Source organism: Duganella sp. Dugasp56 (assembly GCF_047304105.1).
In the GTDB taxonomy this organism is placed as follows: Bacteria; Pseudomonadota; Gammaproteobacteria; order Burkholderiales; family Burkholderiaceae_D; genus Rugamonas; species Rugamonas hordei.
In genome coordinates this window covers 48,448-63,384 of record NZ_JBGLYQ010000032.1, presented here as the reverse complement: position 1 = coordinate 63,384, position 14,937 = coordinate 48,448, and the positions used below count along the sequence as shown (strand labels likewise).

The 14,937-nt window shown below is 63.6% G+C and carries 15 protein-coding genes; 8 read left to right on the top strand and 7 right to left on the bottom strand.

The features are described 5' to 3' along the window. Nucleotides 1-100 precede the first annotated feature (100 nt). Nucleotides 101-1,399: an ATP-binding protein gene (locus ACCD07_RS21805; RefSeq protein ID WP_413448538.1), complete on the bottom strand. Its 1,299-nt coding sequence runs from the start codon at nucleotides 1,397-1,399 to the stop codon at nucleotides 101-103. Continuing rightward, nucleotides 1,396-2,073, bottom strand: coding sequence for a response regulator (locus ACCD07_RS21800; RefSeq protein WP_413448537.1), 678 nt, complete (start codon nucleotides 2,071-2,073; stop codon nucleotides 1,396-1,398). The genes ACCD07_RS21805 and ACCD07_RS21800 overlap by 4 nt, the downstream gene beginning before the upstream one ends. A gap of 194 nt (nucleotides 2,074-2,267) precedes the next feature. Here ACCD07_RS21800 and ACCD07_RS21795 point away from each other — a divergent pair, with 194 nt between their 5' ends. Genes ACCD07_RS21795 through ACCD07_RS21785 form a run of 3 tightly spaced genes read left to right on the top strand, consistent with a single transcriptional unit; the run spans nucleotide 2,268 to nucleotide 4,306 of the window. Further along, nucleotides 2,268-2,846 carry an outer membrane beta-barrel protein gene (locus tag ACCD07_RS21795; protein WP_413448536.1) on the top strand — a complete coding sequence of 193 codons (579 nt, stop codon included), beginning with the start codon at nucleotides 2,268-2,270 and terminating at the stop codon, nucleotides 2,844-2,846. A gap of 7 nt (nucleotides 2,847-2,853) precedes the next feature. Continuing rightward, nucleotides 2,854-3,618, top strand: coding sequence for a MipA/OmpV family protein (locus tag ACCD07_RS21790; RefSeq protein ID WP_413448535.1), 765 nt, complete (start codon nucleotides 2,854-2,856; stop codon nucleotides 3,616-3,618). Nucleotides 3,619-3,625: 7 nt separating this feature from the next. Next, on the top strand, nucleotides 3,626-4,306 hold the full coding sequence (locus ACCD07_RS21785) for a hypothetical protein (protein ID WP_413448534.1): 681 nt from the start codon (nucleotides 3,626-3,628) through the stop codon (nucleotides 4,304-4,306). Nucleotides 4,307-4,392: 86 nt separating this feature from the next. Here ACCD07_RS21785 and ACCD07_RS21780 read toward each other — a convergent pair whose 3' ends face one another. Next, nucleotides 4,393-5,151, bottom strand: coding sequence for a hypothetical protein (locus tag ACCD07_RS21780; protein ID WP_176654863.1), 759 nt, complete (start codon nucleotides 5,149-5,151; stop codon nucleotides 4,393-4,395). A 3-nt stretch (nucleotides 5,152-5,154) separates the two neighbouring features. Then, nucleotides 5,155-5,640, bottom strand: coding sequence for an N-acetyltransferase family protein (locus ACCD07_RS21775; RefSeq protein ID WP_413448533.1), 486 nt, complete (start codon nucleotides 5,638-5,640; stop codon nucleotides 5,155-5,157). Nucleotides 5,641-6,218: 578 nt separating this feature from the next. Here ACCD07_RS21775 and ACCD07_RS21770 point away from each other — a divergent pair. Beyond that, nucleotides 6,219-6,425 (top strand): hypothetical protein, encoded by a 207-nt coding sequence (locus tag ACCD07_RS21770; RefSeq protein ID WP_413448532.1) that lies wholly within the window; start codon nucleotides 6,219-6,221, stop codon nucleotides 6,423-6,425. 74 nt (nucleotides 6,426-6,499) lie between these two features. Here the strand turns inward: ACCD07_RS21770 and gatB are convergent, their stop codons facing one another. The 3 genes from gatB to gatC all read right to left on the bottom strand — a co-directional run bounded on the left by gatB (nucleotide 6,500) and on the right by gatC (nucleotide 9,868). Beyond that, entirely contained in the window at nucleotides 6,500-7,960 is a 1,461-nt protein-coding gene (gene gatB, locus ACCD07_RS21765; RefSeq protein ID WP_413448531.1) for an Asp-tRNA(Asn)/Glu-tRNA(Gln) amidotransferase subunit GatB, read from the bottom strand. 26 nt (nucleotides 7,961-7,986) lie between these two features. Continuing rightward, nucleotides 7,987-9,459 carry an Asp-tRNA(Asn)/Glu-tRNA(Gln) amidotransferase subunit GatA gene (gene gatA / locus ACCD07_RS21760; protein WP_353399324.1) on the bottom strand — a complete coding sequence of 491 codons (1,473 nt, stop codon included), beginning with the start codon at nucleotides 9,457-9,459 and terminating at the stop codon, nucleotides 7,987-7,989. A 106-nt stretch (nucleotides 9,460-9,565) separates the two neighbouring features. After that, the gene (gene gatC, locus ACCD07_RS21755) at nucleotides 9,566-9,868 is read right to left on the bottom strand and encodes an Asp-tRNA(Asn)/Glu-tRNA(Gln) amidotransferase subunit GatC (RefSeq protein ID WP_176654858.1); all 303 of its coding nucleotides are present in this window, start codon (nucleotides 9,866-9,868) and stop codon (nucleotides 9,566-9,568) included. Nucleotides 9,869-10,142: 274 nt separating this feature from the next. Between gatC and ACCD07_RS21750 the strand changes: the two genes are divergently transcribed. The 4 genes from ACCD07_RS21750 (at nucleotide 10,143) to mrdA (ending at nucleotide 14,933) form a co-directional block, all read left to right on the top strand. Beyond that, complete coding sequence (locus ACCD07_RS21750; RefSeq protein WP_008445008.1) at nucleotides 10,143-11,186, top strand: rod shape-determining protein; 1,044 nt, start codon at nucleotides 10,143-10,145, stop codon at nucleotides 11,184-11,186. A gap of 91 nt (nucleotides 11,187-11,277) precedes the next feature. Then, nucleotides 11,278-12,426, top strand: coding sequence for a rod shape-determining protein MreC (gene mreC, locus ACCD07_RS21745; RefSeq protein WP_353399327.1), 1,149 nt, complete (start codon nucleotides 11,278-11,280; stop codon nucleotides 12,424-12,426). Continuing rightward, nucleotides 12,423-12,935 carry a rod shape-determining protein MreD gene (mreD, locus tag ACCD07_RS21740; RefSeq protein ID WP_176654856.1) on the top strand — a complete coding sequence of 171 codons (513 nt, stop codon included), beginning with the start codon at nucleotides 12,423-12,425 and terminating at the stop codon, nucleotides 12,933-12,935. The genes mreC and mreD overlap by 4 nt, the downstream gene beginning before the upstream one ends. 15 nt (nucleotides 12,936-12,950) lie before the next feature. Continuing rightward, on the top strand, nucleotides 12,951-14,933 hold the full coding sequence (gene mrdA, locus ACCD07_RS21735) for a penicillin-binding protein 2 (protein WP_176654855.1): 1,983 nt from the start codon (nucleotides 12,951-12,953) through the stop codon (nucleotides 14,931-14,933). The last annotated feature ends 4 nt before the right edge of the window (nucleotides 14,934-14,937 follow it).

Here is a 14,937-nt window from a genome sequence, read left to right as displayed (position 1 = left end):
CGGCTTGCTAAAGTATTTGTAGATTAGTCTGTCTAGACAAAAATGTATACTTTAATTTGCAGGCCTGCTGTAAGGCGTTGTGCAATCTAGACATCTATGTCTAGATTGTGATGGTGAAGCGGGCGCCGCCCAGTGGCGAGTCGTCAATGGCGATGGAGCCGCCGTGCAGCGCGATGGCCCTGGCGGCGATCGCCAGGCCCAGGCCATGGCCGGCGGCGGCATGATCCTGTTCGCGGGCCAGGCGGTAGAAGGGCTCGAACACGCGCTCGCGCTCAGCGGCAGGGACGCCGGGGCCGTCGTCTTCGATGATGATGTGGATACGGTCTTCATCGCGGACGGCGGATAGGACGATACTGCAAACGGCGTACTTGGCGGCGTTGCCAAGCAGGTTGTTGATGGCGCGCGCCAGCAGCCGGGCGTCGCCATGCAGTTCGCCCAGGTCGCCGGCGATGCTGGCGCTGAATTGCGCAGCGGATTCCGGCGCCGGCATGCAGGCTTGCAGCAGCGGCGCCAGCGCGAACGGCTGGCGTGGCATCGCCTGCGCATGATCGAGCTGCGTCAGGTCGAGCAGCTCGTTGACCAGCGACTTGAGCTCGTCGATATCCGCGCCCATCGCGTCGATGCGGCGCCGCATATCCGGGTTGTCGATCGCGTGCCGGTCGCGCAGCAGCTCCATGCCGAACTCCAGTCGCGCTATCGGCGTGCGTAGCTCGTGCGATACCGAATGCAGCAGATGCTTGCGCGCCTCCAGCAGCAAGCCTATGCGCTCGGCCATTTCGTTGATGCGGCCCGCCAGCGGTGCGATGCTCGATGCCGGCCTGACCTGCGCCCGCGCCGCCAGGTTGCCTTGGCCGAAATCATCGGCCACGCGCGACAGCGCCGCCAGGCCGCGTCCATGCGCGCGCGTCCACCATCCTATCGGCACCAGCAGGAACAGCGCGATCACGCCGAAGCGTATCGCCTCCATGCCCAGCGCCTGGCCGATATCGATGGGCAGATTCTGCGCGTGGATCACATCGCCGTCGCTGCCGATGTAGCGCGCGCCGTTGGTGTCGACCCGGCGGTAGAACGCCTTGCCGCCGACGTCCATCACCACCGCGCCCTGCAGCAGCGGGGCGCGTTTGTCGGCAGGCAGCGCGGACAGCGTGGCCTGCAAGGGTTGCAGCTCCAGCGTGGCCTCGGACACTTCACGTACCTTGTTCAGGCGCGGCAGCCATTCGTCGGCGGGCGCCTTGTCGATGTACTGCTCAAGCAGGAATATCTGGCCGGCGGACTGGCGGCGTGCGATCTGCTCCAGCGGATCGCCGAACAAGCGGCTGAAGGTGAAGTAGATGACGCCGCTGGCCAGCGTGATGGCCAGCAGCACCAGTACCGCGAAATGCCGGAAAAGCCGGTTCATTCCCAGGCCGAAGGACTGAACAGGTAGCCTTCGCCCCATACGGTCTTGATGCGCTCCGGGCCACCGTCGTTGAATTTGCGGCGCAGGCGCGAGATGCAGTTGTCGATGCTGCGATCGAGGCCGTCGAATTCGATGCCGCGCATCCGCACCAGGATGTCGTTGCGCGACATGACCTTGCCCGAGGCGTCGGCCAGGATCAGGAACAGTTTGAATTCCGTGCTGTTCATCGCCACCTCCTGCCCGCGCCAGAAGACGGCGCGGTTCTCGCGCGAGATGCGCAACTGGCCGATGACGATGTCGCTGCCTGCCGCAGCCGCGCCGCGCCGTTGCAGCGCGCGCAGGCGGGCCAGCAGCACGCGTGGCTGGATCGGTTTGTTGACGTAGTCGTCCGCGCCCTGTTCGAGGCCGGAGACTTCGTCGAAGCTGTCTTCGCGCGCCGTCAGGATCAGGATGGGCACGGCGCTGAGCTGGCGCAGCTGGCGGCACACCACCAGGCCGTCGACGCCGGGCAGCGTCAGGTCGAGGATCACCATGTCCGGCCGGGTGGCGCGGGAGCGCTCCAGCGCGAGGTCGCCGCGCGTCACCACGTCGACCTCGTAGTCGAATTCGTCCAGGTATTCCTTGACCAGCGCGGCGAGCCGCGCATCGTCTTCCACCAGCATCACACGCTGCATCGGGCCTCCAATTTGAGCGGTATTGTAGTGGACTGCGGCGTGGAAGTGGTAATTTCGACAATCCGGTACAGATTCGTACACTTTTTATACAAATGACGCCTACAAATTGAGGACAATTCAGCGACAGATCGAGGCGGATTTCGAAGGCGGGGCTCTTTACATTGGAGGCTCCTACTTCAACCCGGAATCTGAACATGAACAAATTTTTGTGTACTGCTATCGCCATTCTCTTCGCAACCCCGCTGGCGCAGGCCGAAGACTTTTACATCGGCGCCAATCTGAGTCCGTCGGCGAACGGCCATATCAAGTTCACCGACAACGGCGCCACCACGGAACGCGACGCCGGCAGCAAGGCCACGCCGGCCGGGCTGTTTGCAGGTTATGTGTTGTCGCAGAATTGGGCGCTGGAGGGCGGCTATCGCGGCAGCATCGGTTCGACCAGCTTCGATCTCGCTCCCGGCTACCAGCTGAAGGCCCGCAACAGCGCCGCCTACCTGGCTGCCAGGGGAACCTGGCAGCTGAACAAGGACTGGTCGCTGTTCGCCAAGGTCGGCGTGGCGCAGGGGCGCATGGCGCTGGACATCAGCGGCAAGGATGCGCCGGCCGGCACCACGACCCGCAAGACCGGCGCGTACCTGAGCGTGGGGGCGTCCTACCTGGTGGGCAAGGACGTTGCGGTGCAGCTGGAACTGGAACATACGGACAAACTGAAACACGAAGGCTTGACCTCGACGATGGATCGATTCGCGCTGGGCCTGCGCTTCGGCTTTTAAGGAATACATGAACAAGCTATCCCCGTTATTTTTCCTGCTGGCCGCATGCGGACCGGCGCTGGCCGAGAACACCGCCGGGCTGATGATGCCCGACGGGAGCCGGGACATGTATGTGGGGATAGGCGTCGCCACGCGGACCGCGGTGGCTGCAGGCGAGGACCGGCCGGTGTCGCTGCGGCCGCTGCTGCAGGTCCAGTGGAGCAATGGCGTCTTCGTGTCGGCCACCGGCGTGGCGGGCTTGCATCTGTCGGAAACCGCCGGCGTCGAATATGGTCCTCTGCTGGTCGACAGTAATTCGCGCGATCCGGGCGAAAGCCGCCGCCTGCGCGGCACGCATCCGGTCAAGGGATCGCCGGACGTGGGCGGCTTTTATAACTACTACCTGGGCGATAACGCGCGCATCCTTTCCAGTGCGGTCTACGACACCAGTGCGCACGGCTTCAAGGGGCAGCTTGGCATGCAGAAGAGCTGGTCGTCGCTGGCGCCACATCATACGGTGTCGCTGTCGGCCGGAGTGTCGTTGGCCAGCGACCCGGTGGCGCGCGAACTGTATGAAGTGAGCACCGCCAGCGGCGGCGTGCGCGATTATCGGCCCTCCGGAGGAGTGATGGCGATGAGCGCGGGCGTCAACTGGAACTGGGAGTTGAGCAGCAAGTGGCTGATCAACAGCTCCGTGACGGGCACGCGCCTGGGCACGACGCCTGCCGGAAGTCCCATCGTCGAGCGCCGCAACTTCATCACCTGGTCCAGCGGACTGGCGTACCGGTTTTAAGCGCCATATGCTCAGGCTCCTCCTGCTCAGCCTTGCCTTGCTGCCATCGCTCGCCTGCGCGCAGGAGGAGTCGGACTGGATCGACTACCGCACGGCGTACCGGCAGATGATCTGGTTTGAGAAGTACGGCAAGCCCAAGCAGTTCCTGCAGAACCACTTCCGCATTCGTCCGCGCGACAAGAGCGTGCCCATGGAGGGATTGCGGCTGACGCTCAAGGGCAGGAGCACGCAAACGGCCTTGACGCTGGATGCCTTGGGCCGTGCCGTGTTCCCGTTCTCCAAGGCCGCCTATGACGACAACGCGGAGCTGACGCTGAACCGCAAGGCGGGCCAATTAAAGTCCGGCGCTTGGGTGTCGATCGTGACGCGGCCGGACGGCGTCTATGCCGTGGCGGATTTACACGCTGCCTGCGACCAGCTGCTGGCGTATCTGCGCTACTCGGGCGAGGCGGCAGGCAAGAGCTGCGCCGGGGTGCAGTTTTCGTATCCGAGGAACGATGCGGCGACGGTTCGATACCAGGGCGCAGATGGGGCGGTGGTGGCGCTGGCGGCCAAAGAGGGGCCGGCGTTCAGCGGCGACGTCGTGATCGGCTTCCGTATCTTCGCCTACCGATTCAGCATGCAGCCGGATGGCGGGCAGGTCGTCACCAGCAGCACACCGCTGGCCATCGCGGCGCTGCTGGAGTAGAGAGTACTACTACGGCGATTGGACTGCGTCGTTGAGGTCCGCCACGATGCCTTCCAGCGAGCTGATGGCAAGGCGCCTGCAAGTACTCAGCCAGCCGGGACGCGCAGTTTTTCCCGACGCAGCAGGAAGCAAATGGCGCCGACGGGAATCGAGGCAGACACTATCCAGGGACCGTAGATTTGCGCCGCCGCCGACGCGCTGAAAAGCTGAACGGTGAGCGGCGCCATCTCCCAGGCGCCGGTGGTCCAATTGACCGCGATTTTTCCAAATCCCGCCAGGATGAACAGGATCCATGGCCATTTCCGGCCCGAGAGTCTGGTGCGGATACAGGCCACCAGCGCGTACAACGTTACGAGCACCGCGATGAGCGATGCCGCGAGAACCGTGTATTGAATCGCGCTCTTGCCTGACAGCGTAAATCGGTTCAACGATTCCAGCGATTGCCGCAGCGGATACACACTCATTCCCGCGATCGTGCTGACCCCGTTCTTCTCGCGAACTGCGACGCTGGCGATCATCCATGTGCCATCGAAGTTGTATTCAAAGGTTGAGTTGACCGTCGTTGCGCCATCTGCGCGCATTGTCTGCGACCCCACCAGTTTGACAGATGTCGGCATCTTGGCCGGCAGCAGCGCCGCCATCTTTTCCAGTTCGCCATGGAGTTCCGCGTTGCTGATGGACGGGTCTGCGGCTTTTTCGATGGAGGTGAAGTCATGCGCGCGCAACTGGTCGAGGTAGGCGATTGCTGTTGCCTGTATCTCCGGCGATGAGAATTTTTGCAGCAGTGCCTCCTCACCGCAGGCGCCAAGCATGAAGAGGGGCAGAATGCAGGCAAGAATCCGCATGATCTACTCGGTGGATGTGAACAGGCGTTTGAGTTTGCGGCCGCCAGTGATCTCGAAGCCGTGGCGTTCGTAGAAAGTCAAGCTGCGGTCGAACTCCGGCAGCGGCGGCGTGCAGACTTCCAGCCGGTTCCAGCGGCGCTTGCGCGCCAGCTCGGCGGCCGCGCTGAGCAGCAGGGTGCCGACGCCGTTGGCACGGAACGGCGGGGCGACATAGAACTCCTGCATCGTCGCCAGCGCGCCCTCGGCGTACAGGGCGCGGCCTTCGGAGATGCCGACAAAGCCGATCGCCTGGTCTTCCGCGATGGCCACCAGCGCGAGGTATTTTTCCTCGCGCAGCAGCATATGGCACAAGCTGGCGGTCTTCTGCGGTTCCAGGTTAAAGGTCTTCACGCCCAGGCGCCCGGATATTTCCTCCGTCAGCGCCACCGCCATCGCGGCGATGGCGGCTGCATCCTCGGGAACTGCCAGGCGTATTCTCGTGTCGGTCATTGCGGTGTTGTCTCATGTGGTGGCCGGACCAGCAGCATAGCAGTTTTGCCGGCGACAAAAACACGCGCTTTGTCACGGCCTCAAAACTCCCATTGATGGCGCTTAAAGTCCGGCAGACCAGGCCACGTAAATTGTTAGTATGGCTGGGATACTGAAAATTTTTTCGAATACAGGCGCTGACCAATTTCTTGGACATAGCTGGATAGAGTATTGTCCAGTTGACGGCATGCCTGTCACATATGGGACTTGGGGAAATGCTCCCACCGGCAGTGGCAACGGCCTGTTCGAGAATCTGGAGCTTGGGCGTGATGCCATTGCATGCAGAGTCGCTTATCTCTCGAGCGAACAGGAAATCCGCTTGTTTGAAAAGATCGCCCAGTACAAGAGGCTGGGGCGGCAGGCTTGGTCATTTCATCGTCCGTGTTCAGCCTTTGCTGCGGACGCATGGTATTGCGCAACGGGAGAATGGCTGACTCATCGGATAGGACCTGCCAGCACTCCGGCCGTACTTGCTGGGGCAAATTGAAAAGGACGGGAGCGCATTCTGCAGCATCAAGGGACTGCTATTTCATAGCGCCATGGTGGTCGAACGGGTGTATCTGCATAGAGCCAAAAGCGTAATGCAGGTAAAGGTGCTGATGGCGCTGACCCGGCCCGGCCTGAGCGGCGCATTCGATATCGATATCCCGCTTTCTGGCGGCATCAAGAGCGTCGTTTTCGGTGATGCCCATACCCCTATCTGGAACCGTATTCAGGGGCCAATACATCAAGAAGCTGTTGCATAGAGATATCGGTTCATTGGCGTCAGGGAGATGTTTGGTTCGTCGAAAAAAAAGGACGCCGTAGCGTCCTTTTTTTCTTAGCCGGCCAGCTTGGCCTTCAGCAGCTCGGTCAGCTGCGCCGGGTTGGCCTTGCCGCGCGAGGCCTTCATCGCCTGGCCGATCAGCGAGTTGAGCGCCGCCTCCTTGCCCGCGCGGTACTGCTCCACCGATTTCTCGTTGGCGGCGATGACGTCGTTGACGATCGCTTCCAGCGCGCCGGTGTCGGAGATCTGCTTCAGGCCCTTGGCTTCGATGATGGTGTCCACCAGGTTCTCGTCGCTCGACTTGGCTTCCCACATGCCGGCGAAGACTTCTTTCGCCGCCTTGTTGGAAATCGTGCCGTCGGCGATGCGCTTCAGCAGCGCCGCCAACTGGGCCGCCGATACCGGCGACTGATCCAGATCGACGCCTTCGCGGTTCAAGGTCGACGAGACGTCGCCCATCAGCCAGTTGGCGGCGGCCTTGGCGTTTTCCTTGCCGGCCTTTTCCACCACGGCGACGAAGTAGGTCGCCATCGCCTTCGACGCGGTCAGCACCAGCGAGTCATATTCCGGCAGCGCGTATTCGCTGACGAAGCGTGCGCGCATCGCGGCCGGCAGTTCCGGCATCGAGGCTTTGACCTTCGCGATCCACTCGTCGGAAATGACCAGCGGCGGCAGGTCCGGGTCGGGGAAGTAGCGGTAGTCCTGCGCGTCTTCCTTGCTGCGCATTTCGCGCGTTTCCTTGCGGTCCGGATCGTACAGGCGGGTCGCCTGCACCACCTTGCCGCCGTCTTCGATCAGTTCGATCTGGCGGCGCACTTCGACGTGCACGGCTTCCTCGATGAAGCGGAACGAGTTCAGGTTCTTGATCTCGCAGCGGGTGCCGAATTCCTTCTGGCCCTTCGGCCGCACGGAGACGTTGACGTCGCAGCGGAACGAGCCTTCCTGCATGTTGCCGTCGCAGACGCCCAGCCACATCACCAGCGAGTGCAGCGCCTTGGCGTAGGCCACCGCTTCGGCGGCGCTGCGGATTTCCGGCTCGGAGACGATCTCCAGCAACGGCGTGCCGGCGCGGTTCAAGTCGATGCCGCTCATGCCGGCGTAGTCTTCATGCAGCGATTTGCCGGCGTCTTCTTCCAGGTGGGCGCGCGTCAGGTTGACGGTCCTGGTGACGAATTCGCCATCCTTCTCGAAGCCGAACGTCAGCGAGCCGCCGATGACCACCGGGTCTTCGAACTGGCTGATCTGGTAGCCCTTGGGCAGGTCCGGATAGAAGTAGTTCTTGCGGGCGAAGATGGACGCCGGCGCGATCTTCGCGCCCACGGCCAGGCCGAAGCGGATCGCGCGGTCCACCGCCTGCTTGTTCATCACCGGCAGCACGCCGGGCAGCGCCAGGTCCACGGGGCTGGCCTGGGTGTTCGGTTCGGCGCCGAACTTGATCGGCGATCCGCTGAAAATTTTAGATTCGGTCGTGAGCTGCACGTGGTTCTCAAGACCGATGACGACTTCCCATTCCATATGATTCTCGCTATTTGTTCTGTGGGTTAGATGCCGGCCGGAGCGCGGGTGTGCCAGTCGGTCGCCAGCTGGTACTGGTGGGCGACGTTGAGCAGCTTGGCTTCACCAAAGTGCTTGCCGATGATCTGCAGGCCCACCGGACGATTCTTGTTGCCGAAGCCGACCGGGATCGACATGCCGGGCAGGCCGGCCAGGCTGGTCGACAGCGTGTAGATGTCGGCCAGGTAGGCGGCGACCGGGTCGTCGGACTTGTCGCCCAGGTCCCAGGCCACGGTCGGCGCGACCGGTCCCATGATGACGTCGCAGACGGCGTTCGGGCCGTTCAGCACCGCTTCGAAATCCTGCGCGATCAGGCGGCGGATCTTTTGCGCCTTCAGGTAGTAGGCGTCGTAGTAGCCGTGGCACAGCACATAGGTGCCGACCATGATGCGGCGCTTGACCTCGGCGCCGAAGCCTTCGGCGCGGGTCTTGCGATACATGTCCGACAGGTCCTTGTATTCCGCGGCGCGGTGGCCGTAGCGCACGCCGTCGAAGCGCGACAGGTTGGACGAGGCTTCGGCCGGCGCGATCATGTAGTAGGCCGGGATCGACAGCGCGGTGTTCGGCAGCGAAATATCCACCAAGGTCGCGCCCATCTCGACGTACTTGGCCAGCGCGGCGCGCACGGCTTGCTCGACATCGGCGGACAGGCCTTCGCCGAAGTATTCCTTCGGCACGCCGATGCGCAGGCCCGTCAGCGGCTGGCCCAGTTCGCGCGTGTAGTCTTCGTCGATGCCGCCCATTTCAGGCGTCAGCGAAGTCGAATCGCGCTCGTCGAAGCCGGCCATCGCGTTCAGCAGCAGCGCGCAGTCTTCGGCGGTTTGCGCCATCGGGCCGCCCTGGTCCAGCGACGAGGCGAAGGCGATCATGCCGAAGCGCGACACGCGGCCGTAGGTCGGCTTGATGCCGGTGATGCCGCAGAACGCGGCCGGCTGGCGGATCGAGCCGCCGGTGTCGGTGCCGGTGACGGCCGGCGACAGGCGCGCGGCGATGGCGGCGGCGGAACCGCCCGACGAGCCGCCGGGCACGGCGCTTTTATCCCATGGATTCCTGACCGGGCCGAAGGCCGAGTTTTCATTGGCCGAGCCCATCGCGAATTCGTCGCAATTGAGTTTGCCCAAGGTGACCATGCCGGCCGCGCGGAATTTCTCCACCACGGTGGCGTCGAACGGGCTGACGTAGTTGGCCAGCATTTTCGAGCCGGCGGTCGAGCGCCAGTCGCGGGTGACGAAGATGTCCTTGTGGGCGATCGGCACGCCGGTCAGCGGCGTGGCGGTGCCGGCGGCGATGCGGGCGTCCGCCTCGGCGGCCTGCGCCAGGGTCAGCGCGCGGTCCACGTGCAGGAAGGCGTTCAGGTCGCTCTTTTCGATACGGTCGAGGAAGTGCGTCGCCAGCTCGGTGGCGGTGATGGCTTTGCTTTGCAGTAGCGCGGACAGCTCTTTAATGGTTTTGGTGTGCATGGCGTTTCAATTCAGATTCGTTGCGTCGTCCCCGCGCAGGCGGGGACCCATAGAACGCTGGCCAGATCGGCGCAGCATGGATTCCCGCTTTCGCGGGAATGACGATTTATTCGATCACTTTCGGCACCAGGTACAAGCCGTCCTGGGTCTTGGGCGCGACGGCCTGGTAGTCTTCGCGGCGGTTCGCTTCGGTGGCCGCGTCTTCGCGCAGGCGCAGCGCGATGTTGTTCATGTGCGCCGCCAGCGGATGGCTCAGCGGGGCGACGCCGTCGGTGTCGACCGCCTGCATCTGTTCGGCCAGCGCAAAAATGCCATTCAGCTGGTCCAGCGCCGTGGCGCTTTGCTGCTCGCTCATCTCAAGTTGGGCCAGTTTGGCGATGCGGGTTACGTCGGATAGGGTCAGGGACATGGCGGATGGCGCGGACGGGCCGCGCTAGGTTTAGTTGTTGTAATGATAAAAAACTGGATATTCTGCCTATTCGCTGGCAAAAGTTGATGATTTCCGGCTAACTTGCGACCTCAACCGATACACTTTTGGCTGGATTTTCGGCAAATCGCATTCAAATTATAAGGTAGAATGGCGGGTTGATGCGTTGACGGCGCTGAATCATTGCTGCCGCCGCGTCACGACAGGATTTCTTTCTAACGGCTTACGCGCACACCAGTAGCGCCACAGGACACACATGTTTGGTTTTTTACGCAGGTATATTTCCACCGATCTGGCCATCGACTTGGGCACGGCCAACACTCTGATTTACGTACGCGGCCAGGGCATTGTTCTTGACGAACCTTCGGTTGTCGCGATCCGCCAGGAAGGCGGCCCTAACGGCAAGAAGACGATCCAGGCAGTCGGTAAAGAAGCGAAACAGATGCTGGGCAAGGTCCCAGGCAACATCGAGGCGATCCGCCCGATGAAAGACGGCGTGATCGCCGACTTCACCGTCACCGAGCAGATGCTCAAGCAGTTCATCCGCATGGTGCACGACTCCAAATTCTTCCGTCCTTCGCCGCGCATCATCATCTGCGTGCCGTGCGGCTCGACCCAGGTCGAGCGCCGCGCGATCCGCGAATCGGCGCTCGGCGCCGGCGCCTCGCAGGTCTACCTGATCGAAGAGCCGATGGCGGCGGCGATCGGCGCCGGCCTGCCGGTCTCCGATGCCACCGGCTCGATGGTGGTCGACATCGGCGGCGGCACCACCGAGGTGGGCATCATCTCGCTGGGCGGCATGGTCTACAAGGGTTCGGTGCGCGTCGGCGGCGACAAGTTCGACGAGGCGATCGTCAACTACATCCGCCGCAACTACGGCATGCTGATCGGCGAGCAGACCGCCGAGGCGATCAAGAAGGCCATCGGTTCGGCCTTCCCGGGTTCGGAAGTGAAGGAAATGGAAGTCAAGGGCCGCAACCTGTCCGAAGGCATCCCGCGCTCGTTCACGATTTCGTCCAACGAGATCCTCGAAGCGCTGACCGACCCGCTCAACAACATCGTTTCGGCCGTGAAGAACGCGCTGGAACAGACGCCGCCGGAACTGGGCGCCGACATTGCGGAAAAAGGCATGATGCTGACGGGCGGCGGCGCGCTGTTGCGCGACCTGGATCGTCTGCTGATGGAGGAAACCGGCTTGCCGGTGCTGGTGGCGGAAGATCCGCTCACATGCGTGGTGCGCGGCTCCGGCATGGCGCTGGAGCGGATGGACCAACTGGGCTCGATCTTCTCCTACGAATGATCTGACAAAGACGGGGCCGCGAATCAGCGGCCCCGATGCTTAGTGCTGAGCTGACACTCGTTGGCGCGCGAGCGCCGGATTATTGGAAGTCATGGAATACAGTCCTCCGCCACTTTTCAAGCAAGGCGCCTCCGCCCGGGTCAAGATGACGGTGTTCGCGTGCATATCGATTGCACTGCTGCTGGTCGATTCACGCATGCGCACCTTGAATACCGTGCGCCAGGTCGCGGGTACCGTGCTGTATCCGCTGCAAATGGCAGCCTTGCTGCCGCGCGACGCCATCTACGGCGTCGGCGATTATTTCTCCACGCTGTCCTCGCTGGAAAAGCAGGTGCGCGAGCTCAAACGCCAGCAGATCGCCGGCGCGCTGGTGCTGCAGCAGGCGCAGCTCCAGGCCGCGGAAAACGGCCAGCTGCGCAAGCTGATGGACGCGCGCGAGCATTTGCCCGTCAAGTCGATGCTGGCTGAAATCCTGTACGACGCGCGCGACGCCAACAGCCGCAAGATCATCCTCGACCGCGGCACCCAGCAGGGCGTCTCGCTCGGCCTGCCGGTGATCGACAACCAGGGCGTAGTCGGACAGGTCACGCGGGTATTCCCGTTCACCTCCGAAGTGACGCTGCTGACCGACAAGGAGCAGGCGGTGCCGGTGCAGCTGCTGCGCAACGGCTTGCGCAGCGTGGCCTTCGGCCGCGGCAAGTCCGGCGCGCTGGAGCTGCGCTTCACGGCGCCCAACGCGGACATCCAGGTCGGCGACATCGTCGTCACCTCGGGCCTGGACGGCGTCTATCCGGCCGGCCTGGCGGTGGCGCGCGTGACGCAGGTGGAGAACAGCGCGGCCGGCTCGTTCGGCGGCGTGGTCTGCCAGCCGCTGGGCGGCATCTCGAACAACACGCAGCTGCTGATACTGATGTCGGCGCCGGACATGCCTCCGCGTCCGCCCGAGGAGGAGCAGCGCGCGCTCAAGAAGCATAACAACAAGATGGCGCCGATCAAGGAGGCGCCGAAAGAGGGCGTCGATCCGGCACCGGCTCCCGCCGCCGCGCCCGCGAACAACGCGGCGCCCGGCCTGATGCCGGTGATGCCGCCGCCCGCGCCCAAGCCGGCGCCGGCCGCCGACGCGACCGCACCTGCAACGGCGCCCGCGGCAGCGCCAACAACGACACCTGCCGCCGCGCCGGCCGCGACCAACGTCCAGCCCGCGCCCGCAGCCGCCAAACCGAAGGAGCCGGCACGATGAATCGTCCGCACTATATCCTGCTGCCGGTCAGTCCGCTGTTCATCGCGTTCAGCCTGTTCTGCGCATTCTTACTGAACCTGCTCCCCTGGGGGAACTTCATCGGCGTGCCGGATTTCGTGGCGCTGGTGCTGGTGTTCTGGGGGGTGCACCAGCCGCGCAAGGTAGGCATCGGCACCGCCTTCTTCCTCGGCCTGCTGATGGACGTCCACGATTCCACGCTGCTGGGCGAGAACGCGCTGGCCTACACGCTGCTGTCCTACTTCGCGATCATGCTGCACCGTCGCGTGCTGTGGTTCCCGCTGCTGACGCAGGCGATGCACGTGTTCCCGCTGCTGGTGATGGCGCAGTCGGTGCAGCTGCTGGTGCGCTTCTTCGTCTCCGGCAAATTCCCTGGCTGGTTCTACTTCATCGAAAGCGCCATCGCCGTGGCCCTGTGGCCGCTGGCCACCTGGCTGCTGCTTGCCCCGCAGCGGCGCGCGGTCGACCGCGACCACACGCGGCCGATCTGACGCCGGGGCAGGGGTATGACTGAGCTCAAGGACAACCAGCGCGAACTGCAGCAGTTCCGCCTGCGCCTGACGGTGCTGGGCGTGGTGGTGTTCGCGTGTTTCGGCGCGCTGCTGGCGCGCTTCATCTGGCTGCAGGTCTACAAGCATAGCGATTACGTCGCCCAGGCCGAGGAAAACCGCATCGCCATCGTGCCGATCGAGCCGAACCGGGGCCTGATCCTGGACCGCAACGGCGTGGTCCTGGCGCGCAACTACTCGGCCTTCACGCTGGAGATCACGCCGTCCAAACTGAGCGCCACGCTGGACGAAACCATCGACGAGCTGTCCAAGCTGATCACCGTCGAGCTCAAGGACCGCAAGCGCTTCAAGAAGCTGCTGGAGGAATCCAAGGGCTTCGAGAGCGTGCCGCTGCGCACCCGCCTGACCGACGAGGAAGTGGCGCGCTTTTCCGCGCAACGCTTCCGCTTTCCCGGCGTGGAGGTGCAGGCGCGCCTGTTCCGCCAGTACCCACTGGGCGAGATCGCATCGCATGTGATCGGCTTCATCGGCCGCATCAACCAGAGCGAGGCCAAGGCCATCGCCGACACCGAGGACGCCGCCAACTACAACGGCACCGATCATATCGGCAAGGAAGGCCTGGAAAAGAGCTACGAGAAGCAACTGCACGGCATCACCGGCTACGAGGAAGTGGAGAAGTCGGCCGGCGGGCGCGCCATCCGCACGCTGTCGCGCACCGCCGCCACGCCGGGCAACAACCTGATACTGTCGATCGACATCGAGCTGCAGAAGGTCATCGAGGAAGCCTTCGGCGAATGGCGCGGCGCACTGGTGGCGATCGAGCCGGAGACGGGCGACATCCTGGCCTACGTCTCGCGCCCCGGCTACGACCCCAACCTGTTCGTCGACGGCATCGACGCGCAAAGCTGGAACGAGCTCAATACCTCGCTGGACAAGCCGATGGTGAACCGGCCGTTGTCCGGCACCTATCCGCCCGGCTCCACCTTCAAGCCCTTCATGGCGCTGGCAGCGCTGGAGTCGGGCAAGCGCACGCCGGGCCAGACGATTTTCGATCCGGGTTCGTTCACGCTGGGCGGCCACAAGTTCCGCGACGATAAGCCGGGCGGCCACGGCACGGTGGACATGTACAAGTCCATCGTCGAATCCTGCGACACCTACTACTACATCCTCGGCAACGAGCTGGGCATCGACGCCATCAGCGACTTCATGAAGCCGTTCGGCTTCGGCCAGATCACCGGCATCGACCTGGAACACGAGAAGCAGGGCGTGCTGCCGTCGAAGGAATGGAAGCGCAACCGCTTCAAGAAAAATCCCGCCGCGCAGAAGTGGGTCGGCGGCGACACCATCTCCATCGCCATCGGCAACGGCTACAACAACTACACGCCGCTGCAGATGGCGCACGCGGTGTCGAACCTGGCCAACAACGGCATCGTGATGAAGCCGCACCTGGTCAAGATCATCGAGGACAGCGTCTCCCGCGCGCGCAAGCTGACGGTGCCCAAGGAAAGCTATCGCATCGCGCTCAAGCAGGAAAACATCGACGTCATCAAGAACGCCATGGTCGGCGTGACCACCGGCGGCACGGCGGCGCGCGCGTTCGCCGGCGCCGGCTACACCTCGGGCGGCAAGACCGGCACCGCGCAGCTGGTGGCGATCAAGAAGAACGAGAAGTACAACGCCAACCTGATCGCCGAACGCCTGCGCGACAACGCGCTCTACACCGCCTTCGCGCCGGCCGACAAGCCGCGCATCGCGATCGCGGTGGTGGTGGAAAACGGCGGCTTCGGCGCCGGCGTGGCCGCGCCCATCGTGCGCAAGGCGCTCGACTACTACCTGCTGGGCAAGCGCCCGAACGAAAAAGAAACCACGCGCGTGCCGAAAGAGGACGCGGAACTGCGTTCGGTGCAGGACATCCAGGCCGAGCAGGGCGTCCCCGACGACAAGAAGCCGGGCGCCGAAACGCCGGGCAACAAGGAATAAAGGA